We start from the raw sequence: 22,999 nt of genomic DNA on the forward strand, positions 1-22,999 counted from the left end.
CGATAACGCGGTCTCCCGCCGTCAGACCTTTCTTGGCAACACCACGGTAAACAACGTGCCATCAGTCTCATTGGAGCTGACTTCGATCGTCCCTTGATGGGCCTTGACCACTTCCTTGACGATAAACAGTCCCAGACCAAGGCTGGTGGTCGGCCCGCCGAGCTCTTCGTCGGCGCTGCGCACCAGCGGATCGAAGATCGTGGAGATCGCCTCGGGTGGAATCGGCGCACCGTCGTTGTGCACAGTGAGCCGAACGCTGTCCGCTTCGCCCCTGAGGGTCAGTTTGACCGCGCTGTTGTTCGAACCGTGTTGCAATGCATTGCCGATCAGGTTCTGCAGCATCTGATTAAGCTTTCGGCCATCCCACACACCTTGGGTATCGCCTTCGACGCTCAACGTCGGATCGCATTGCGGATGAGCAGCGCAGGCCTGAGCAATCGCCTCACGCGCCGTATCGGCCAGGTCCATGGGCGCCGGTTCGATCGGCAGGCTCTTGCCCAGGCGACTGCGGACCAGCTCCAGCAAATCGCCAATCATCACCGCCATGTGGCGGGTGCCACGCTTGATGTGGAGCGCACAGGTCAATGCGTCGCCCTCAAGGTTGGTTTTACGCATGAGTATTTCGGTAGACATGCTCACCGCTTGCAGCGGTGCGCGCAGGTCATGGCCGAGGATCGCCAAAAAGATGTCCCGGGAATGATTGACCTGCTCGGCATAGGCCGCGGTAGATTCGGCCAGGGCTTCGTCGATGGCTTCGTTGAACCGGATCATGTCCTGGAAGTAGGCCAGGTCCGGCGAATCCAGACTATTGACCCACAGACGGATCACACACGCGCGCAAATGGCGAAACTCGCTGGTCATCTGCACCAGGTCGAAGCCCACGGTATGCCGCAACTCGCCATGGCTGGCGCCGGCTTCGTCCAGGCTCGGGGTTTTCTCCGGACCTTCGCCCCTGGCTTTTGCCAGCTGTTCACTGGCGGATTGGGGTTTGCTCATGTCCCGTGCGGCGGCCAGCAGGATCGCTTTTGAATGATCGCGCAGGGACACGCCGTCCATGTTGTCGGCCGCGGGGGTGATTGTTCTGGCAAATTGCTCCCATTCATCGACGATACGGTCAACGTGGAACACGATGAACTCGGAAAGGCGCATAAATGGTTACCTGGGCAGGGGAAGGGGAGCAGCGAATCGCATAGTAGCGCCTTTGGGAGGCTGAAAAAAACGACCGTTGATGCGCTGGCACTATCGGAGCCAACGGAGGCGGTATTTATATATTTTCGGCTCCATGATTTTCGAACGGTATCTGCCTTGGCCTAACAGTTATTTGGTCTTTTTTTTGCGGCAGGAGTGAATAGGCTGGTTGCTCTACCCCTTAACACCAAGGTTGTTGAGTCATGTCTGATTTGCAGGGAAGCAATTCAATCGAAACCAATGCCAGTTCCACTGGCGAAAATCAGGGCATTCATTACGCCCGGGTGATCGGCGTCCTGCCGAACGCCATTAAATCTGCATCGGCATCGCGGCTCAAACCTCTCCTCGGGATGAACGCCGAGTGGCCCGAGTGGTACATGGGCGCACGTGAAATCGACCGCCAGTATCTGAAAACCCTGATTGACGAGCGCTGGCGCCTGCAAGGGCTGCTGGACGAGACGCTGGGTCATTTGCAACAGGATATCAATGCTTTCGCCAAGCCACTGTTGAGCACGATGATGCGCTCCAGCTTCAATGGCGTGGGCAACATCGACGAGTTGAGTGTGCAACTCGTAGTGCCGAGCACCATGATCTTCGGAATTGACACTGGCGCCAGCCGGGTTCGGCAATCCAGTTTGCTTGAAGCCGCTTTACACAATTTCGAGGACTCGGAAACCCGCAGCGACGCCTGGCGCAACAGTTCCGGCATTTACCGCAAGGACTCGCGTGGCAGCCTCGTGCAGGACCCGGCGATTACGCTACCGGCGTTCGCGGCGCAATGCCGGCAGCTGGACATCGGTGGGCAATACCAACGGCACCTCAAAGCCATCCTGCTGCCGACTGCAGCGCAGGCACGGCAGACTTTGCAGGCGCAATCGGTCGCCAGTGAAAAAGCAGCCTTCGATGTCGCATTGCTGGTGGCGCGCATGAAGGGGGAAATCAGCGATTACGTCTACGGCACGCTGAGGCAGGTGCGCAACCAACAGTCGGATATCACTTCGTATGAGCGTCCGCTGCTGAGCCACCGGTTATCGCTGATGGGTTTCAGGCTGACCGGCATCGTACTGTTCAGTGCGGTCAGCGACCCCTCGGAGATAAAGCGGGCCATTGATGCATTGACGCCCGCCACATTGAAGTTCTGGAATGAGTGGTCGCGCCGTATCCCGGTGTTGCCGGGGAAAGAGGATGAACAGTACAAATTGTTGCAAGCGTTCTTTGCCAATGGCCCGCAAGGCGTCACCGATGAAATGTTTCGCAGTGACGATATTTATCGGCAGAGTCGTCTGACCGGCCCGTTGATCGCTTACGTTCCCGATGATCCGAATCACCCATTGAAAGAGTACGCATCGTTAAGCGAATTTCTGAATACGCTGATCGGTCAGTTGCGAGAGACGGACTATCAGGCTTTTTTCAGTCGGTTCGTGGCGCACAAGGACAAGGGACGGTTTTTTTCGCGAGTCAACGAACGCCTCAAGACGTTCACCTGGCAGCCACGCCAACCGCTGGATATGGGCCCGTGGTGGCGCGAAACCGCGATCGAGAATCCTGATGCTGAACCCATCACCAACCCGCTCAGCGGCGATCTCTGGGAGAGGCTGTTTCGCGAGCGGCGCGACAAAGCCATTGCCGACGCCCGGCAAATGGCGGTGCCGACCGATGATGAAGATGCCGCAAGCCGTTTCAAACGCTTGACCAGTTTTCTGGACATCGGCTGGAACCTGTTCAATTTCGCCGCGATGCTGGTCCCCGGCTTAGGGGAGGCGATGCTGGGATCATGGTTGCGCAAATGTTGGCGGAGCTGGCCGAAGGTGTCGAAGACTGGAGCAAGGGTGATAAGGAACAGGCCTCGTCCTACTTCAATGGCGTACTGATCAATTTTGCCCAATTGACCCTGATGGGCGCGGGTCATGTTTTGCCCGGGGGCAGCGTGACCCCAAAGGTCTCGCCTTTCATCGAGCGTCTCAAACCTGTGGAGCATGGGGGCAGGGAGCGCTTGTGGAATCCCGATCTGCAGCCCTATGAACAGAAAGTCGCCTTGCCGGTGGATGCGTCCGCAAGCGAACAAGGCGTTTACCGGCATCAGGAACAGGATCTCCTGCGTCTCGACGATAAATACTACGGCGTCAAACAAGATTCCGGCAGCGGTCTGCACCGGCTTCAACACCCGAGCCGTCCCGACGCGTATCAACCGTTGCTGGAGCACAACGGTGCCGGTAGCTGGAAGACCGAACTCGATCAACCGCTGGGCTGGAACAAGCGCCGATTATTGAGACGGTTGGGGCCTTCGGTCGACGGGTTTTCCGATGAGACGCTGGAGCAGATTCTGACCGTGAGCGGTGTGCACGAAGATGCCCTGCGACGGATGCATGTTGAGCATGAAACCCCGCCTGCCGTGCTGCTCGACACGCTCAAGCGTTTCAAGGTGTATGCGGACGCCGAAGCCTGCGCAGAACGAATTCTCGCCAATCAGATCAGTGAAGAATGGGCCGGTTTTATCTCACGGTTCATGACTGAGTTGCCGGGCTGGCCCGAAGGCAAGGCCATTGAGGTCTTTGAGGCGCCGAGCCTTTCAGGCTTGTCGATCAAGGACGGCTACGCGAACGCGTTGCCGGCGGACACTTTGAAAATGAGTCGCAAGGAAGTGCTCGACGGGAAACTGCCTGAGCGTGTTGTCGAGTTCCTTGATGAACAACAATTGCACGATGTTCTGGGTCAATGGCGGTCGGGTAACCGGCAGGAGCGTATCGACGCGGTGCGGGATCTGCTTGGCGGGCAGGCGCGAAAAAACAAGGAACGCCTCTTCGATCGACTGTATTCCGCTCGCGAGCGCTCGGAAACCCCCTCGGTGAACTTACTCAAAAGTAATCACCCGGGTCTGTCGACCAGCATGGCCGAAGAGCTGTTGCGCGATACCGAACCGAGTGACTTACAGCATCTGAATGAGAAAAAACGCCTGCCCCTGACCGTGTCTCGGCGAGCCGAGGAGGCCGAGCAGCTGCTACGGCTGACTCGGGCCTACGAAGGGTTATACCTGCCAGATGTCTACAACGCCGACACCGCCCGGCTGGAGTTGCACTCCCTGGCAAACCTTCCTGGATGGCCGACGGATTTACGGCTGGAGGTTCGACAATATTCATTCGAGGGGGTGTTGCTCGACAGTATTGGCTCGGCGGATGCGCCGACTCGCAAGGTGTTGATCGTCAGTGAAAAGGGCACGTACCAGGCACGCGACGACCTGGATCAACACCTGCATGGCGAGGACAACCTGTACGCGGCGGTCTTGCATGCGTTGCCCGACAGGCAGCGAGAGGCATTGGGTTTTCAGATCCACGAAGCAGCGCAACTCGAAAAAGCCGTTCAAGAGCACCCATTGGCCCACCGACAGCTTGAGCCGATTCTATTGGAAAACCCCATTCGCAAGCCCACCTACGACCCGGCCAACATGCGCCTTCGTGGCGGCATGCAAGGCTATGCGCAGCAGGTACCGCACGGGATGGGCCTGCGTCGAAGAGCCCGTGCGCTCTACCCGGGTTTCACACCGGAGCAGATCGAAGGCCTGCTGACGGCGTTCAGTCACAACGGTGGGTCGGTGCAAGGGCGGCTCGCGGTATTGGAGCGAGAGTTCAATCAGTTGAATCTGGCACTGCAACGCTGGATGAACTCACCCACGGCCGCCTTTCGTTTCAGCCCGGAGGGTGTAGCGCAGTGGCACTCAAGAAACCGGGTCTATAAAGCGATCCGGCAATGCTGGCAGAGAAGCGGTCCACGAGGCGTCGAGGTGCCTGGCATACTTGAGCCCCAAGCGTTGATTCTGGATGGTTTGCCCATGAACCGGCATCTTGCGGACATGCCGACGCTGGAGGCCAACTTCGATCATGTCACTACCCTGAGCCTGGCTAACACCAACCTCTTGCCTGAGCAGGAACATTTTCTGCGACCGTTTCGCCGGGTGCGATTCCTGAACCTGGATCGAAATGGGTTGACGGGTATACCGCAGGTAATCGATGACATGAGCCATCTGACCGATCTGGTGCTCAACGACAACCGGATCGAACTGAACGCGGTGGGGGTGGCGCGGCTGAAGAAGCTGACTCGTCTCAGGTCGCTAGGGTTGCGCGGGAACCCGTTGCAACTGGCTCCCGATATCAGCCAAATGCCACGGCTACAGGTGCTGCTGTTGAGCGAAACGGGGCTGGACAGTTGGCCTGTCGGACTGTTTTCCCAGCCGCGCCCGCGCAATATTTTCCTCGATCTGCGCAACAATCCGCTCAGTCGAGTACCGGAGGTAGCACCGGGTTCGTTCCGCGCCGAATTGCTGGCCCGCACATTTCTCAGTCGCGAACCGCAATGGCTATCGGCGAAGAATCTGAACACCCTCAAGCTTTACATCGAATCGGTCGGCCTGGATCCCGAGCGCACATTCCCGCCCCGAGGCACACTGGACAGCGCCGATTGGGCGCATGGAATGTCCGAGCTCCAGTGGCAGGCCAGAGAGGAGATCTGGAACGCGGTTGAAGATGAGTTCCACTCGGAGGCCTTTTTCAATGAGATCAGGCAACTCACCCAGTCCGCCGATTTCAATGAAGGCGGCACCTATTGCGAAGAGTTGACGGCGAAAGTCTGGCGAATGCTGGAGGCCATGGCCGATAACAGCGAGTTGCGGGCAAAGCTCTTCAGCGAGGCTGTTACGCCCACGGAGTGCGTGGACGGCGGCACGCAGCTGTTCAATGCCATGGGGGTGGAAGTGCTCATTCACGAAGCCTACAGGTTGATCCGCCCGGACCTGATTGAACCTCAGTTGCTTGAACTGGCTCGAGGAAAATCCCGGCTGGATGAGCTTGGGGCCATCGCTCGTCAGCGAGTCGCTGCACGGTTGGCCGAGGGGGAACAGTTCAGGCGAATCGACCCTGAAGGGGAAGTCACCGGAACCATTGATGAAGTCGAAGTCCATCTGGCCTACATGACTGATCTGGCCGAGCGTCTGGATCTTCCGTGGCAAGCCCGGGGCATGCGATTTCGCAAGATGGCGGGTGTGACGAAAGAGATGATCGAGGCGGCGTTTGAGCGGGTCAAAGCCTTGGAGGAAGGTGACCTGCTGCGCGACCAGATTCTCAAGCAACCGCTCTGGAAAGCCTGGCTGGAGGATTCGAACCGGGAAGCTTTCAACGGCTTCAAGCGCCGAATCGACGTAACCACTGACTTACAGGACGCCTTGCAGAGACGGGCCAACGGGACAGATCTTTCTGTAGCGCAAATGGCCGACCTTGAGATGCAAATCAAAGCGCTGGCCGTAGAGTCAGGCAAACCGGAAGACGAGTTCGCTCACGGGCGTGCCATGACGGAGGAGGAATACACACAAGCGTTGAGTGAAATAGACGAGCAGATGAAGGCGCTGATGAATCGGCTCACTCAACAGGCTATAGATCGAGCGGGTCTACAAAGGGTTGATATTCCCTTCACGATTGACCCCGAGTATTCGCTATAGGTCGTAGCTGAAGCCTCGGCTCAAGGGATATGCCTTGGCCGAGGCTTTTTTCATTGCGGGTGAAGGCTCAGAACAGGAAGTAGCGCTGCGCCATCGGCAATACATCCGCCGGTTCACACCACAGCAACACACCGTCGGCCTTGACCTGATAGGTTTGCGGATCGACGTCGATGTCTGGCAGGTAATCGTTGTGGATCAGGTCGGTTTTCTGCACGTCGCGACAGCCTTTGACCACGGCGATTTTCTTCTTCAGCCCCAACGCTTCGGGCAAGCCAGCCTGCTGCGCCGCCTGACTGATAAAGGTCAGGCTGGTGGCGTGCAACGAGCCGCCGTAACTGGCGAACATCGGGCGGTAGTGCACCGGCTGCGGTGTCGGGATCGAAGCGTTGGCGTCGCCCATCAGGCTGGCCGCAATGGCGCCACCCTTGAGGATCAGCGTCGGTTTGACCCCGAAAAACGCCGGGCGCCAGAGCACCAGATCGGCCCATTTACCCACTTCCACCGAGCCCACTTCATGGCTGATGCCGTGGGTGATCGCCGGGTTGATGGTGTATTTGGCGATGTAGCGTTTGGCGCGGAAGTTGTCGTTACCTTCGCCGTCACCGGGCAGCGGGCCACGCTGCTTTTTCATTTTGTCAGCGGTCTGCCAGGTGCGCGTGATGACTTCACCGACGCGGCCCATGGCCTGACTGTCGGAGCTGATCATCGAGAACGCGCCGAGGTCGTGAAGGATGTCTTCGGCGGCGATGGTTTCGCGGCGGATGCGGCTTTCGGCGAAGGCCACGTCTTCGGCAATGCTCGGGTCCAGGTGGTGGCAGACCATCAGCATGTCGAGGTGTTCGTCGATGGTGTTGCGGGTGAACGGCCGGGTCGGGTTGGTGGAGCTCGGCAGCACGTTGGCAAAACCGCAGGCCTTGATGATGTCCGGGGCATGACCGCCACCGGCGCCTTCGGTGTGGTAGGTGTGGATGGTGCGGCCCTTGAAAGCGGCGAGGGTGGTTTCGACGAAGCCGGACTCGTTCAAGGTGTCGGTATGGATCGCCACCTGCACGTCGTACTGATCGGCCACGTTCAGGCAGTTGTCGATACTCGCCGGGGTGGTGCCCCAGTCTTCGTGCAGCTTGAGGCCGATAGCGCCGGCCTTGACCTGTTCGATCAACGGCTCTGGCAGGCTGGCGTTGCCCTTGCCGGTGAAGCCGATGTTCATCGGAAACGCATCGGCGGCCTGAAGCATGCGCGCCAGGTGCCATGGCCCGGAGGTGCAAGTGGTGGCATTGGTGCCGGTGGCCGGGCCAGTGCCGCCGCCGATCATGGTGGTGACGCCGCTCATCAGCGCTTCTTCGATCTGCTGCGGGCAGATGAAGTGGATATGGGTGTCGATGCCGCCGGCGGTGAGGATCATGCCTTCACCGGCGATCACTTCGGTGCTGGCGCCAACCGCGATGGTGACGTTGGGCTGGATGTCCGGGTTGCCGGCCTTGCCGATGGCCGCGATGCGCCCGTCCTTGAGGCCGACGTCCGCCTTGACGATGCCCCAGTGGTCGATGATCAGCGCGTTGGTGATCAGGGTGTCGACCACTTCTGCGGCCAATAATTGGCTCTGGCCCTGGCCATCGCGAATGACTTTGCCGCCGCCGAATTTCACTTCTTCACCGTAGGTGGTGAAGTCCTGCTCCACTTCGATCCACAGCTCGGTGTCGGCCAGACGGACCTTGTCACCGACGGTGGGGCCGAACATGTCGGCGTAGGCCTGACGGGAGATTTTCATTCGTTCGCCTTGAGATTCAATTGAGTTTGAGACTGTTCGCTTCGCTCACAGATTCGCGAGCAAGCCCGCTCCCACATTCGATCGCATTCCTATGTGGGAGCGGGCTTGCTCGCGAAGGGGCCGGGACAGACGCTGCATCACTTAGAGATCCCCCATAATCCGCCCGGCAAACCCGAACACCCGGCGATGCCCGGCCAGATCCACCAACTCGACCTCGCGGCTCTGCCCCGGTTCGAAGCGCACGGCGGTGCCGGCGGGGATGTTCAGGCGCATGCCGCGGCTGGCGGCGCGGTCGAAGGTCAGGGCGTCGTTGGTTTCGAAGAAGTGATAATGCGAGCCGACCTGGATCGGCCGGTCGCCGCTGTTGGCCACCTTCAAACTGAGGGTGCGGCGGCCAACGTTGAGTTCGATGTCGCCGGGCTGGATCTGGTATTCACCGGGAATCATCAATGGGCTCCTTGGAGAATCTTGTAGTAAAGGGCCGTCGGTTTGTAGCGGCCGTTCGGGTCGCAGGCGTAGTCGGGGATTTCGCCGGCGCGGGTGTAGCCCATCGCCTTGTAGAAGTCTTCGGCGGGGGAGCCGGCCTCGGTGTCGAGGTAGAGCATGCCGCGTTTGTGTTGGCGGGCTGCAAGCTCAAGGGCATGCATCATCTGTTGGCCCAGACCGCGACGACGGGCGTGTTCACGCACCAGCAATTTCTGCACTTCGGCGCGATTGAGCCCATTGGCTTTCTGGCACAACGTCAGTTGCACGCTGGCCTGCACCTGTTCGTCCTTGACCACCACCCACAGCAGCACGTTGCCTTTGTTCAGGTTCTCCTGGACTTCATCGAAATAGGTTCGGGCCTGGGTCGCGTCCAGATCCGCCATGAACCCGACACTGGCGCCATAGCCGACGGCGTCGAGCAGCAAATCAATCAAACCCTGACGATAGTGCGCAAAGCTTTCAACATTGACGCGGCGCAGTTGGGCGGCGTTCATGGGTATCACTCCTTGTGGGGACCGGGTGGCATTGCGCCCGGGTCGAGGATCAGTTGCATGAAGGTCAGATCCAGCCAGCGGCCGAACTTGGTGCCCACCTGCGGCATTTGGCCGGTGACGACGAAGCCGGCCCTCTCGTGCAGCCGAATCGAGGCGCCGTTACCGCTTTCGATGGCGGCGACCATCACGTGTTTGTTGCAGCCTTTGGCGCGTTCGATCAGCGCTTCCATCAGTTGCGGCCCGAGGCCATTGCCCCGCTGGTCGTTGCGCACGTACACCGAGTGTTCGACCGTGTGGCGGAACCCATCGAACGGGCGCCAGTCACCGAATGAAGCGTAGCCGAGTACGGTGTTATCGCCGTCGACGATCACCAGGATCGGATAACCCTGGTCTTGTCGGGCGCAGAACCAGGCCTGGCGGTTGCCCAGGTCCACGGCCTGTTCGTTCCAGATCGCCGTGGTGCTCCGCACGGCGTCGTTGTAGATGTCGCGGATCGCGGGCAGGTCGGCGAGCAACGCATCGCGGATGTGGTAAGTCATGGCGCAGCCTCAGGCGATCGGTTGGTGAACGGTGACCAGTTTGGTGCCGTCGGGGAACGTCGCTTCGACCTGGATCTCCGGGATCATTTCCGGGATGCCTTCCATCACTTGTTCGCGGCTCAGCAGGGTGGTGCCGTAATGCATCAGCTCGGCCACGGTCTGGCCGTCCCGCGCGCCTTCGAGCAGCGCCGCGGAAATATAGGCCATGGCCTCCGGGTAATTGAGCTTCACGCCGCGAGCCAAACGCCGCTCGGCCACGAGGCCGGCGGTGAAGATCAGCAGCTTGTCTTTTTCGCGTGGGGTCAGGTCCATCGTTTGGAATCCATCTGGGCAGATAAAAAGGTATTCGGATTTGTGAATAAAAAACCTGTGGGAGCGGTGGTGCGGCATTCCGACTTGCTCGCGAAAGCGGTGTGTCATTCGACAACGATGCTGACTGACCCGCCGCCTTCGCGAGCAAGCCCGCTCCCACATTGAATCGCATTTCAGGTACTCCAGATTCGCGGTGGTATGGCTTCGCGGCCCAGTAGCGCCGGGCGCAATAACCGCCACAAATCAATCAGCCAACCACGTGCCAACAGCGCTTCACTGGCCAGGCAGCGGGCGACCAAAAGCCCCGGCAGCTGCGTCAGATCTCCGCGCACGTCATTGGGCAGCGAGCGGCACTTGTCCAGCAATTCGCTATCGATTTCACCCGTCACCAGCAACGACGCAAACACCGGTTGGCCATCCAGGCCTATCGGCGAATCCAGCAAGCCATCATTCCCGACAATGCGCTGGCGTTCGTGCCAGAGCAACTGGCCGTCGCGGCGGATATCCAGGTGCGCCTGAAAGTGCCCGAGGTCGAAGCGCTCGCCACTGGCCGGGCGACCCAGCGCCACCACGTCCCAGTAGAACAACCGCGCATCGCCCTCAAGGTCGATGCTGGTGCTGAGTTCCGCCTGAGCATCGCTGAAGATAATCGTCTCTTGCGGCAGCCACTCCAACGTAGCACCGGCAGCCACGTGCAGGTCGAGTTTCTGATAAGCCGGCCCCGCCGCGCGATACCACTTGGCGGCGCCGGGGCTGGTGATTTGCGCCCAGGCGTCCGTGCCGACGCTGGCCGAGATGTCCAGCCGATCACCCCCGGCAATCCCGCCCGGCGGGTGGACGATAATGTGCTGACACACCTCGGGGCCTTCGGCGTACAAATGCTTCTGCACCCGCAGCGGGCCTTTGTGGCGACGCTGCACCGGGCGTGTGCTGTCGCCGAAACGGGCGTAGCCGAGTTCCAGCTCGGCATGCCAGCTGGGAGTGAACAGCGTGATGGGGGCAGGTAAATTCATGATTTCTGATTATCGTCAGGAAACTGCAGGTTAGATCGTAACCAGTCCACGGACACCTTCGGCTTCCATATTTTCACCGCGACCCTGCTGCAGGATCTCGCCCCGGGACATCACCAGGTACTGATCGGCCAGTTCGGCGGCGAAATCGTAGAACTGCTCCACCAGCAAGATCGCCATATCGCCGCGTGCTGCAAGCTGCTTGATCACCGCGCCGATTTCCTTGATCACCGACGGCTGAATGCCTTCGGTGGGCTCGTCGAGAATCAGCAGCCGTGGTCGGCTGGCCAGTGCTCTACCAATAGCCAGTTGCTGTTGCTGACCACCAGACAAATCACCGCCGCGCCGTTGCTTCATTTGCAGCAGCACCGGGAACAGCTCGTAGATGAACGCCGGGACTTCCTTCGCTTCAGAGCCGGGAAACCGCGACAGGCCCATCAGCAGGTTTTCTTCCACGGTCAGTCGGCCAAAGATTTCCCGGCCCTGAGGCACATAAGCGATGCCGGCATGCACCCGTTGGTGCGGCTTGAACGTGGTGATCGGTTTGCCTTCCCAGTTCACCGCGCCTTCCTTGGCCGGCAGCAAACCCATCAGGCATTTGAGCAGGGTGGTCTTGCCCACGCCATTGCGTCCGAGCAGGCAGGTGACTTCGCCGACCTTCACCTCAAACGTCAAGCCCCGCAGGATGTGGCTACCGCCGTAGTACTGGTGCAGCTTGTCGACTTGCAGCATGTTCTAAATTCCCCTCAATCCCCTGTGGGAGCGGGCTTGCTCGCGAAGACGGATTCAAATTCAACATTTGGGTCGCCTGACACACCGCCTTCGCGAGCAAGCCCGCTCCCACATTGGAATGTGTTTGCAATCTAACGACCGAGGTACACCTCGATCACCCGTTCATTGTCCTGCACCTGTTCCAGCGACCCTTCGGCCAGCACGCTGCCCTGGTGCAACACGGTGACGTGGTCGGCGATCGAGCCGACGAAGCCCATGTCGTGTTCCACCACCATCAGCGAATGCTTGCCCGCCAGGCTCTTGAACAACTCGGCAGTGAATTCGGTTTCGGCGTCGGTCATGCCCGCCACCGGCTCATCGAGCAGCAGCAGTTGCGGGTCTTGCATCAGCAGCATGCCGATTTCCAGAAACTGCTTCTGACCGTGGGACAACAACCCCGCCGGGCGATTGACCGAGGCGGTCAGGCGAATGGTTTCCAGCACTTCGCTGATGCGATCTTTCTGCTCGCCACTGAGACGAGCCCGCAGGCTGGCCCATACCGACTTGTCGGTTTTCTGCGCCAACTCCAGGTTTTCGAACACGCTCAGGGCTTCGAACACCGTCGGCTTCTGGAATTTGCGGCCGATGCCGGCCTGGGCAATCTGCACTTCACTCATCTGCGTCAGATCGAGGGTTTCACCGAACCAGGCTTTGCCGTGGCTGGGCCGGGTCTTGCCGGTAATTACGTCCATCAGCGTGGTCTTGCCTGCGCCGTTGGGGCCGATAATGCAGCGCAATTCGCCGACGCCGATGTACAGGTTCAGATCGTTCAGCGCCTTGAAACCATCGAAGCTGACGCTGATGTCTTCGAGGGTCAGGATGGTGCCGTGTCGGGTATTCAGACCTTTGCCGGCGCTCTGGCCGAGGCCGATGGCATCGCGGCTGCTGCCGGCGTCCCTGTTGGGCTCCAGCGGCGGAAAAAAGGCCGGCTCAAGCATGAATTCAGCCGTTGCAGTGGTTCTCATTTTACAAGCCTCATTGTTCACCCCTTTTCTTCAGCAACCCGATCACACCCTTGGGCAGGTACAACGTCACGACGATGAACAGCGCGCCGAGGAAGAACAGCCAGTATTCCGGAAACGCCACGGTGAACCAGCTCTTCATCCCATTGACCACACCCGCGCCGAGCAGCGGACCGATCAACGTTCCGCGACCACCCAGCGCCACCCACACGGCGGCTTCGATGGAGTTGGTCGGCGACATTTCACTCGGGTTGATGATCCCGACTTGCGGCACATACAGCGCGCCGGCCAAGCCGCACAGCACCGCGCTCAAGACCCAGACAAACAACTTGAAGCCGCGCGGGTCGTAGCCGCAGAACATCAAGCGGTTTTCCGCATCGCGCAACGCGGTCAGCACCCGGCCGAACTTGCTCTGCGCCAGCCGCCAACCGATGAACAAGCTCGCCACCAGCAACAGCACCGTGGCGAAAAACAACACCGCACGCGTCCCCGGTTCGGTGATGCCAAACCCGAGAATGGTGCGGAAGTTGGTAAAGCCGTTGTTGCCACCAAACCCGGTTTCGTTGCGGAAAAACAGTAGCATCCCGGCGAAGGTCAGGGCCTGGGTCATGATCGAGAAATACACGCCCTTGATCCGCGAACGGAAGGCGAAGAAACCGAACACCAGCGCGAGCAGGCCCGGCGCCAACACCACCAGGCACATAGCCCAGAGGAAGCTGCTGGTGCCTGTCCAGTACCACGGCAATTCGGTCCACGACAGGAACGTCATGAACGCCGGCAAGCCATCACCCGAGGCCTGGCGCATCAGGTACATGCCCATCGCATAACCGCCGAGAGCGAAGAACAGACCGTGACCCAGTGACAACAGGCCGGCGTAACCCCAGACCAGATCGAGGGCCAGAGCGACGATGGCGTAGCAAAGAATCTTGCCCACCAAGGTCAACGTATATGCGGAGACATGCAGCGCGCTGTCCGCCGGCAATAACGACAGCAATGGCAACGCCAGCAGCAGAGCGAGGATCACTGCGCCAACGGCAATCGTGACTTTGGGGCCGGCTTTTTGTGTTGCGGTAACGAGTAGGGGCTGGTTCATCAGTCGATCACCCGTCCTTTCAGTGCGAAGAGGCCTTGCGGACGTTTCTGGATGAACAGAATGATCAGCGCGAGGATCAGGATTTTGCCCAGCACCGCACCGATCTGCGGTTCGAGAATTTTGTTGGCGATGCCCAGACCGAAGGCGGCCAGCACGCTACCGGCCAATTGACCGACACCGCCGAGTACCACCACCAGGAACGAGTCGATGATGTAGCTCTGGCCGAGGTCTGGGCCGACGTTGCCGATCTGGCTGAGCGCCACACCGCCGAGGCCGGCAATGCCGGAGCCGAGGCCGAAGGCGAGCATGTCGACGCGCCCGGTCGGTACGCCGCAGCAGGCGGCCATGTTGCGGTTCTGGGTGACGGCGCGCACGTTCAAACCGAGGCGAGTCTTGTTCAGCAACAGCCAGGTCAGCACCACCACAAACAAGGCGAACGCGATGATCACGATGCGGTTGTACGGCAGCACCAGGTTCGGCAGCACCTGAATCCCGCCCGACAACCACGCAGGGTTGGCCACTTCGACGTTCTGCGCGCCGAACACCAGGCGCACCAACTGAATCAGCATCAGGCTGATGCCCCACGTCGCCAGCAGGGTTTCCAATGGGCGGCCGTAGAGGTGACGAATCACCGTGCGCTCCAGCGCCATGCCGATCCCGGCGGTGACAAAAAACGCCACCGGCAAAGCAATCAGCGGGTAGAACTCGATGGCTTGCGGGGCGAAGCGCTGGAACATCAACTGCACCACGTACGTCGAATAAGCGCCGAGCATCAGCATCTCGCCGTGGGCCATGTTGATCACGCCGAGCAGGCCGAAGGTGATTGCCAACCCGAGGGCCGCCAGCAGCAGAATCGAACCGAGGGACATGCCGCTAAAGGCCTGCCCAAGCATCTCGCCGATCAACAGTTTGCGTTTGACCTGGGCCAGGCTGGTTTCGGCGGCGGTGCGTACATTGGCATCGGCTTCGACGCGGGGTTCAAGCAGACCTTCGAGGCGGGTGCGGGCCAATGGGTCGCCGGTTTCGCCAAGCAATCGCACGGCGGCGAGGCGTACGGCGGGGTCGGTGTCGACCAGTTGCAGGTTGGCCAGTGCCAGGCTCAGAGCTGCGTGAACGGTTTCATCTTTTTCGCCAGCCAGTTGCTGGTCGAGGAATTTCAGCTGTGCGGGTTTTGCGCTTTTCTGCAACTGCTGCGCGGCGGCCAAGCGGATTTTGGAATCGGCGGCGAGCAATTGGTGGCTGGCCAAAGCGGTGTCGATCAGACCGCGCAGGCGGTTATTCAGGCGCAGGGTTTTCGGTTGGCCATCGACAGTCAATTCGCCTTGTTGCAGGGCGTTGATCAGTTCGATACGGACCGGATCAGGCTGCGCGGCCCAGGCTTCCAGAAGTTTTGCTTGTTGCACGGGATTGGCTGCGACGAAGTCTTCGGCGTCGCCGGCGTGGGCGGCCATCGGCAGCAAAAGTGCGATGGCGAAAATGAGTCGGTAAAGGGCAGTGGGCATGTCATTGGCCTTGCGCGAACTTAATGTGGGAGCGGACTTGCTCGCGAAGGCGGTGTGTCAGTCGCCATCGATGTTGCTTGTCACACCGCTTTCGCGAGCAAGCCCGCTCCCACAGGGGGTTATGTCAGCCCTGAGCTCCATGCCCGGGCCCGACATTCAGTGGCTTAGTTGCTCTTCACCGCATAATCCGGCTTCTTGTCATTACCCGAGATAAAAGGGCTCCACGGTTGGGCGCGGATCGGCCCCTCGGTCTGCCACACCACGTTGAACTGACCGTCGGCCTGGATCTCGCCGATCATCACCGGCTTGTGCAGGTGGTGGTTGGTCTTGTCCATGGTCAGGGTGTAGCCGGACGGCGCAGCGAAGGTCTGGCCGGCCAGGGCTTCACGGACTTTGTCGACGTCGGTGGACTTGGCTTTCTCCGCCGCTTGCGCCCACATGTGGATGCCGACGTAGGTGGCTTCCATCGGGTCGTTGGTCACCGCTTTGTCGGCGCCCGGCAGGTTGTGTTTCTTGGCGTAGGCTTTCCAGTCGGCGACGAATTTTTTGTTCTGCGGGTTCTCGACCGACTCGAAGTAGTTCCACGCCGCGAGGTTGCCCACCAGCGGTTTGGTGTCGATGCCACGCAGTTCTTCTTCGCCCACGGAGAACGCCACGACCGGAACGTCGGTGGCTTTCAGGCCCTGGTTGGCCAGCTCTTTATAGAACGGCACGTTGGAGTCGCCGTTGACCGTGGAGATGACCGCCGTCTTGCCACCGGCGGAGAATTTTTTAATGTTGGCCACGATGGTCTGGTAATCGCTGTGGCCGAACGGGGTGTAGACCTCTTCGATGTCCTTGTCGGCCACACCTTTGGAGTGCAGGAACGAGCGCAGAATCTTGTTGGTGGTGCGCGGGTAAACGTAGTCGGTGCCCAGCAGGAAGTAGCGCTTGGCGCTGCCGCCTTCTTCGCTCCTCAAGTATTCCACCGCCGGAATCGCCTGCTGGTTAGGCGCCGCGCCGGTGTAGAACACGTTCGGCGACATCTCTTCGCCTTCGTACTGCACCGGGTAGAACAGCAGGCCATTGAGTTCTTCGAACACCGGCAGCACCGATTTACGCGACACCGAGGTCCAGCAACCGAACACCACCGCCACCTTGTCCTGAGTCAGCAACTGCCGGCCCTTTTCGGCGAACAGCGGCCAGTTCGATGCCGGGTCAACCACCACCGGTTCGAGCATCTTGCCGTTCACGCCGCCCTTGGCATTGATTTCGTCGATGGTCATCAACGCCATGTCTTTGAGCGAGGTTTCGGAGATCGCCATGGTGCCGGACAACGAATGCAGAATACCGACCTTGATGGTCTCGGCGGCCTGGACCGTCCAGGCCATGCCCATCGCGGCAATGCTTGCCGATAGTGTGAAAGCCTTGATCAAACTGCGACGCTTCATTGTGCGATCTCCATGAACGTTAAAGTTTTTTATGGTTGGCAGATGCGGACGACTGAAGGGTCTTTAGCAAGGGCTGTGCCCGGTCGGACAAGGGCAAGGAAATGTCGTATTAGAGCGGTTGCGCGGTGTGGGCGACGCACCATGAAGGACCGCGACTGGCACGTTGGTGCGAAGAGATGCGCCACATTGGGGCGCAGGCAGTGCAGACACCGCAGATCAAATGTGGGAGCGGGCTTGCTCGCGAAAGCGGTGGGTCAGTCACAGTGATGTTGAATGTGTCGCCGTCTTCGCGAGCAAGCCAGCTCCCACAGTAGATGTGTGTCGTGCGCGGAATCTGTGAGCAACGATAATCCCTGTGGGAGCGGGCATATACAAAATCTGTGTACGACACAAATCCTGTGGGAGCGGGCTTGCTCGCGAAAGCGGTGTGTCAGTCTCGGTGATGTTGGATGTGCCGCCGTCTTCGCGAGCAAGCCAGCTCCCACAGTAGATGTGTGTCGTGCGCGGAATCTGTGAGCAACGATAATCCCTGTGGGAGCGGGCATATACAAAATCTGTGTACGACACAAATCCTGTGGGAGCGGGCTTGCTCGCGAAAGCGGTGTGTCAGTCTCGGTGATGTTGGATGTGTCGCCGTCTTCGCGAGCAAGCCCGCTCCCACATTGTTTGCGGTGTGTCTACGCCGGATCGACGTTATCCAGCGCCCGGTTCACCGCCAGCTCTGCCAGCATGATGACCTGTTGGATCGCCAATGCCGTGTGGCGCTGCGGGCCGATTAGATTGTTGGCGAAATCGCTGGCCAGGACACTCGCTGAGGCCAACGATTCGTAGGCGTGGGCCAGGAGGCTTTCGGTATCCATATTCGGGGCGACGATGAACATGGTGCTGGGGCGACGGGGTTTTTCGGTGTATTGCGCCGGGGGATCGAGGTAGTAGTCGAGGGCGCGTTTTATGGCTTCGCGGTCTTTGAGTAATTCTTCAGTGCGCGAGGCTTCGGCGTTGGGGGTGGTGGTATTGAAGGGTGGGTCTGGTACGAGTTTCTTATTCATTGAAATGTCCTCTAATCAGTTGAAGCCATCACTCGTCGTTTCTCACGCGACGGAGTGGTGGCAGCTATGTGCGGAGTGAGAAACCGGTAGAGGATCAAACCCGGCCGGACCGAAGTCCGCCCGCACACAGCCGCCATAGAGCATTGCAGGCAGCGGATAAGCTGTCGGCGATTATGGTGGTACTGGCGATGGATTAAAACCTCTTCCGGGCTCTCACACCCGATCGCTGAGTTTTCAGCGACAGCCCAAGACTAGAGGGCTCGCGTCCGACGAACAACCTGAAAAAGGCGTGGGAAAGTTCCCTGTTTTGACACATCCATTAAACATTCAGAAGCGGAACGCGGAGCGTCCCTGGCGGCGTTCCCACACGGGAGCGTGGGAACGATCAAAACAGGCACAGGATCGCAACTCCTGTGGGAGCGGGCTTGCTCGCGAAGAGGGCGGCACAGGCATCAATGTGTCTGACAGACCGCTTTCGCGAGCAAGCCCGCTCCCACAGTTTTGAACGGGGTGTGTCAGCGGCGGCGCATCAGGCCGATGAAGAACAACCCGCCAATGGCGGCGGTGGCGACGCCGATGGGCAAGTCTTCCGGGGCGATCAGGGTGCGTGCGGCCACATCCACCCAGACGAGGAACAGGCTGCCCAGCAAGACGCACACCGGCAGCAATCGCCGGTGTTCAGCGCCCACCAACCGCCGCGCAATGTGCGGCACCATCAGCCCGACAAACCCGATGGACCCGCTGATCGACACCAACACCCCAGTCATCAACGAAGCAATCAAAAACACCCGCAACCGCACGGTGCGAGCATTCAAGCCGAGAGTCACGGCGGTCTGTTCACCCGCCATCAACGCATTCAACGGCCGAGCCATCCCCAGCAACAACACCAACCCGAGCAACACACTCGCCGCCGGCACCGCGAGCAATTCCCAGCGCGCCAGACCGAGCCCGCCAAGCATCCAGAACATCACCGCAGAACTGGCGCGATGATCCCCGAGAAACAACAGCAAATTGGCGATCGCCATCATCACGAACGACACCGCCACGCCGCACAACAGCAGCCGATCACTGTCCAGCCGCCCATGACGATTGGCAATCATCAGCACGATCAACATGCTCAGCAGCGCGCCAATAAATGCCGCGATGGGCAACGTCAGCAACCCGACAATCTCACCGACATGCAGCACCACAATCACCGCGCCGAGGGTCGCGCCGGAGGTCACACCGAGCAGGTGCGGATCCGCCAGCGGATTGCGCGTCACCGCTTGCAGCACCGCGCCAATCAACGCCAGGCCGGCGCCCACCAGTGCACCGAGCAACATGCGCGGCACGCGGATCAGCCAGACGATGTGTTCCTGGCCGGCCGTCCAGTCCGGAGCACCGAAACCAAAAATCTTGTGCAGCAATATTCTCCACACCACCTCCACCGGCACCCGTGCCGGGCCGAAGCCCAGCGACACCACGCACGACACCAGCAACAGCGCGCCGAGGGCCATCAGCAACAAGGCATAGCGACGATCGATCATTCGCCGTGGAAACCCTTGGCCAGGGTTTCGACCGCCAGCACGTTGTCGATCCCGGGCGTGGCTTGCACGTACGGGATGACGATGAAGCGCTGGTTCTTGATCGCGTCCACCGATTGCAGAGCCTGATTGTTCAGCAGGAATTGTTCCTTCTGCTCGGCGGTGACTTCGCCGTAATCGACGATCACGATCACCTGCGGATTGCGCTCGACCACGTTCTCCCAATTAACCCGAGTCCAGCTCGCCTCGACGTCGTCGAGAATGTTGTGCCCGCCGGCAGCGTCGATCAGCGCTTGAGGCATGCCGAGACGACCGGAAGTCATGGCCCGATCCTCGCCGCTGTCATAGAGAAACACCCGAGGTTTTTCCGTCGGCAGATCCTTGCGCACCTCGGCCACTTGCGCCTGCATCTCGGCGATCATGGTGTTGGCGCGGTCCTGCACGTCGAAGATTTTCCCGAGGTTGCGCAGGTCGTTGTAAGTGTCTTCCAGACTGGCGGGCGGGCGCTTCATGACGAAGGCGCAGGACTCGGTGAGTTCGTAGACGTTGATGCCCAGCGGTTGCAGGGTTTGCGGCGTGAGATCACCGCCGACGCGCATGCCGTAATCCCAACCGGCGAAGAAGAAGTCGACGTTGGCGTTGAGCAGGGTTTCCACCGACGGGTACTTGGCCGCCAGCTCCGGTAAGCCATCGAGGATGGTCTGCATCTCGGGCGTCACCGATTTCCAGCCCGTCACGCCGCTGTACCCGGCCATCCTTGGTTTGAGGCCGAGGGCGAGCATCATCTGGGTCATGTTGATGTCATGGCTGACCGCGTGTCTCGGCGCTGCCTTGAAGGTGACTTCGCGGTTGCAGCTCTGAATCGTCAGCGGGTAATGCGTGGCTTCGGCAACCACTTGGGCGCTGCCCAGCAATAGAGCAATGGTGAGGCTGGAGCGCAGCAGGGAACGCAAAGTCATGGTTGGGTTATCCAGGTAATTCGTGGGTAGCCGTGCAAGGGGTGGTCATCGATCAGGGCGTCGACGCCGAACACGTTGTGCAGCAGTTGTGCGGTCAGGACTTCTTTGGGCGGGCCGCTGGCCACGATGCGACCGTGATTGATCACGTACAGCCGATCGCAGAAGGCCGCTGCCAGATTGAGGTCGTGAATACTCGCCAGCGTGCCGATCTGCAGACGCTTGACCAGTTGCAACAGCTCCAGCTGATAGCGCGGGTCGAGGTGATTGGTCGGTTCATCGAGGATCAGCAATTGCGGTTGTTGAGCCAAGGCGCGGGCGAGGATCACGCGCTGTTTTTCACCGCCGGAAAGGGTGGCAAAGGCGTGCTCTTCGAAGCCCTTGAGGCCGACCGATTCGAGGGCGTGGGTCGCGAGTTTTCGGTCTTCAAGGGTGTCGCCATCAAACAGGCCTTTGTGCGGTGTTCGGCCCATGGCGACCACTTCCTCGACGGTCAGGCCGAAGGCGTCGGGGAATTCCTGCAACACCACGGCGATGCGTTGCGCGCACCAGCGTGAGGATTGCTTCCAGACGTTGTGGTGATCGAGTTTGACCTCACCGCTTTCCGGTTTGCTGAAACGATAGGCGCAACGCAACAGGCTGGTTTTGCCGCTGCCGTTGGGGCCGATCAACCCGACGAACTCACCGGCGGCCACGTGCAGTGATGCATCACGCAGCTGGAACTGGTGATGGCAATGGCCGTGGCCCAGAGGTGTCCAGGCGAGGTTCGTGAGGTTCAGCGAGGTCATGCATTTGCTCTGAGATATTGGGTGATGCTGATGACGCCATCGCGGGCAAGCCCGCTCCCACAGGGATCGCGCAAATCCTGTGGGAGCGGGCTTGCCCGCGATGGGGCATTTTAATCAGAATGGCATGTTTGAGTTATACAGTAACACTAAAAATGACCATGAGATAAGCGCGGGAAGTCTACAGGCCTCTCTAAAACACGCATCTCACCTGCTTCATGATGAAGCTGAGGTGGATTCAGTTTGCCGGCTCAAGCGCGACAGCAGCAACCGATCCAGTACCCACACGACCACCAGCGAAGCCCCCACCAACGGAAATATCACCGCCAGCCCGAACATGATGACCATCGCGGTTTTCCATTTCGGCAGGTCGTGACGCAACGGCGGTACACCGAACTTGCCCTGTGGCCGGCGCTTCCACCAGATCACCACGCCGCTGACGGCGCTGAGCAAAATCATCAGGCAAATCAGCAGCACGATGATCTGATTGAACGGGCCGAACATCTTGCCTTCGTGCAGCATCACGCCGACTTCGGTGGCCCGGGCGACGTTGCTGTAATGATGCCAGCGCACGTCGGCGAGGACGTCGCCGGTGTACTGGTCGACATGCAAGGTGGCGTCATTGCGCGGGTCGTCGGCGAACACCGCGATGGTGAACACGCCGGTGGCTGTAGTCGGGAAGGTGATGCTGTAGCCGGGCTCGACCTTGCGTTGCACGGCGATGTTTTGCACGTCTTGCAGGCTGATGGTCGGTGCTGCCGGGCCGGCTTGCGTGCTGGCGTGAGCCATGTGTTCGGCGTGGTCGCCGGACATCGGCATCGGCGTGTTTTCCATGGCCCACGGCACGGTTTGGCGCGTAGCGCTGTTGAGGCTGCGGGCCTCGACGTCGGATTTAGGCACGTCATTCCACATGGCTACCGGGAAGCGGTTCCAGAGGTCGGCGTATTGCTTGCCCCAGAACCCGGTCCAGGTCATGCCGCTGAGCAGCATCACCAGCAACAATGCCGCGCCCCAGAACCCGGTCACCGCGTGCAGGTCACGCCAGAGCACTCGGCCACGACTGTTCAAGCGGGGCCAGAGAATCCCGGCGGACTGGCCGCGCGGCCACCACAAAAATACTCCGGAAACCACCAGCACGACGCCCCAACCGGCGGCCAGTTCCACCAGCCGATCACCGACCGTGCCGATCATCAATTCGCCGTGAATCGAGCGCGCGACTGCTTGCAGATTCTGCTTCGCGTCTTGCTCGCCAAGGATGTCGCCATGGTACGGATCGATGAACACGTTCAGTTCATGACCTTCGTTGATCACCACAAATTGCGCACTGCGCTCGGCGTTGACCGGCGGCACGTACTGTTTGATCCGGCCTTGTGGGTACGCTTCTTTCACCCGCTTGAGCAGGTCATCGGCGGCGACTGTGTGGTGAGCGGCCGGGACGTTCAGCAGGCTGCCGTACATCAACTGATCGAGTTGCGGTTTGAACAGGTAGATGATGCCGGTCAAGGCCAGCATCACCATGAATGGCGCGACGAACAGGCCGGCATAGAAATGCCAGCGCCAGGCCAGGTTGTAGAAATTCGGTTTGGGGTGTTGCATTTAGAGTGCTCCGCTAGGCTTGGATCTGTTTTAGTTGTATGGCAATCGAT

19 protein-coding genes are annotated in these 22,999 nt (G+C 60.0%); 2 read left to right on the forward strand and 17 right to left on the reverse strand.

Annotation, left to right across the window (positions count from 1 at the left end):
- Positions 1-21 precede the first annotated feature (21 nt).
- A complete protein-coding gene (locus AB7M29_RS06245; protein WP_454246533.1) occupies positions 22-1,149 on the reverse strand; it encodes a sensor histidine kinase in 1,128 nt (375 codons plus the stop codon).
- 242 nt (positions 1,150-1,391) lie between these two features.
- Between AB7M29_RS06245 and AB7M29_RS06250 the strand changes: the two genes are divergently transcribed.
- Positions 1,392-3,059 (forward strand): dermonecrotic toxin domain-containing protein, encoded by a 1,668-nt coding sequence (locus AB7M29_RS06250; RefSeq protein ID WP_454246534.1) that lies wholly within the window; start codon positions 1,392-1,394, stop codon positions 3,057-3,059.
- The gene (locus AB7M29_RS06255; protein WP_454246535.1) at positions 2,963-6,673 is read left to right on the forward strand and encodes an NEL-type E3 ubiquitin ligase domain-containing protein; all 3,711 of its coding nucleotides are present in this window, start codon (positions 2,963-2,965) and stop codon (positions 6,671-6,673) included. The genes AB7M29_RS06250 and AB7M29_RS06255 overlap by 97 nt, the downstream gene beginning before the upstream one ends.
- A 67-nt stretch (positions 6,674-6,740) precedes the next feature.
- Here the strand turns inward: AB7M29_RS06255 and ureC are convergent, their stop codons facing one another.
- From ureC to AB7M29_RS06335, 16 genes are all read right to left on the reverse strand, one after another.
- Positions 6,741-8,441, reverse strand: coding sequence for an urease subunit alpha (gene ureC, locus AB7M29_RS06260; protein ID WP_217855652.1), 1,701 nt, complete (start codon positions 8,439-8,441; stop codon positions 6,741-6,743).
- A gap of 141 nt (positions 8,442-8,582) precedes the next feature.
- On the reverse strand, positions 8,583-8,888 hold the full coding sequence (locus AB7M29_RS06265) for an urease subunit beta (protein WP_030128285.1): 306 nt from the start codon (positions 8,886-8,888) through the stop codon (positions 8,583-8,585).
- Positions 8,888-9,421 (reverse strand): GNAT family N-acetyltransferase, encoded by a 534-nt coding sequence (locus AB7M29_RS06270; protein WP_454246536.1) that lies wholly within the window; start codon positions 9,419-9,421, stop codon positions 8,888-8,890. The genes AB7M29_RS06265 and AB7M29_RS06270 overlap by 1 nt, the downstream gene beginning before the upstream one ends.
- Before the next feature lie 5 nt (positions 9,422-9,426).
- A complete protein-coding gene (locus AB7M29_RS06275; protein ID WP_454246537.1) occupies positions 9,427-9,960 on the reverse strand; it encodes an N-acetyltransferase family protein in 534 nt (177 codons plus the stop codon).
- Between the two features lie 9 nt (positions 9,961-9,969).
- Positions 9,970-10,272, reverse strand: coding sequence for an urease subunit gamma (gene ureA / locus AB7M29_RS06280; RefSeq protein WP_007937143.1), 303 nt, complete (start codon positions 10,270-10,272; stop codon positions 9,970-9,972).
- Between the two features lie 173 nt (positions 10,273-10,445).
- A complete protein-coding gene (locus tag AB7M29_RS06285) occupies positions 10,446-11,285 on the reverse strand; it encodes an urease accessory protein UreD (protein ID WP_217855656.1) in 840 nt (279 codons plus the stop codon).
- Between the two features lie 30 nt (positions 11,286-11,315).
- Positions 11,316-12,014 (reverse strand): urea ABC transporter ATP-binding subunit UrtE, encoded by a 699-nt coding sequence (gene urtE / locus AB7M29_RS06290; RefSeq protein ID WP_454246538.1) that lies wholly within the window; start codon positions 12,012-12,014, stop codon positions 11,316-11,318.
- Between the two features lie 131 nt (positions 12,015-12,145).
- Complete coding sequence (urtD, locus tag AB7M29_RS06295; RefSeq protein WP_123721452.1) at positions 12,146-13,018, reverse strand: urea ABC transporter ATP-binding protein UrtD; 873 nt, start codon at positions 13,016-13,018, stop codon at positions 12,146-12,148.
- 10 nt (positions 13,019-13,028) lie between these two features.
- Complete coding sequence (urtC, locus tag AB7M29_RS06300) at positions 13,029-14,108, reverse strand: urea ABC transporter permease subunit UrtC (RefSeq protein ID WP_454246539.1); 1,080 nt, start codon at positions 14,106-14,108, stop codon at positions 13,029-13,031.
- Positions 14,108-15,610 (reverse strand): urea ABC transporter permease subunit UrtB, encoded by a 1,503-nt coding sequence (gene urtB, locus AB7M29_RS06305; protein WP_454246540.1) that lies wholly within the window; start codon positions 15,608-15,610, stop codon positions 14,108-14,110. The genes urtC and urtB overlap by 1 nt, the downstream gene beginning before the upstream one ends.
- A 164-nt stretch (positions 15,611-15,774) precedes the next feature.
- Positions 15,775-17,040, reverse strand: coding sequence for an urea ABC transporter substrate-binding protein (gene urtA / locus AB7M29_RS06310; protein WP_454246541.1), 1,266 nt, complete (start codon positions 17,038-17,040; stop codon positions 15,775-15,777).
- Between the two features lie 677 nt (positions 17,041-17,717).
- Positions 17,718-18,089 (reverse strand): DUF6124 family protein, encoded by a 372-nt coding sequence (locus tag AB7M29_RS06315; protein WP_454246542.1) that lies wholly within the window; start codon positions 18,087-18,089, stop codon positions 17,718-17,720.
- A 515-nt stretch (positions 18,090-18,604) separates the two neighbouring features.
- Complete coding sequence (locus AB7M29_RS06320) at positions 18,605-19,615, reverse strand: FecCD family ABC transporter permease (protein WP_454246543.1); 1,011 nt, start codon at positions 19,613-19,615, stop codon at positions 18,605-18,607.
- The gene (locus AB7M29_RS06325; RefSeq protein ID WP_454246544.1) at positions 19,612-20,571 is read right to left on the reverse strand and encodes an ABC transporter substrate-binding protein; all 960 of its coding nucleotides are present in this window, start codon (positions 20,569-20,571) and stop codon (positions 19,612-19,614) included. Before AB7M29_RS06325 ends, AB7M29_RS06320 begins: the two co-directional genes overlap by 4 nt.
- Positions 20,568-21,356, reverse strand: a complete 789-nt coding sequence (locus AB7M29_RS06330; protein ID WP_217855673.1) for an ABC transporter ATP-binding protein — start codon at positions 21,354-21,356, stop codon at positions 20,568-20,570. The genes AB7M29_RS06325 and AB7M29_RS06330 overlap by 4 nt, the downstream gene beginning before the upstream one ends.
- 213 nt (positions 21,357-21,569) lie before the next feature.
- Entirely contained in the window at positions 21,570-22,949 is a 1,380-nt protein-coding gene (locus AB7M29_RS06335) for a PepSY-associated TM helix domain-containing protein (RefSeq protein ID WP_454246545.1), read from the reverse strand.
- Positions 22,950-22,999 lie beyond the last annotated feature (50 nt).

It is taken from the genome of Pseudomonas sp. F-14 TE3623 (assembly GCF_053629015.1).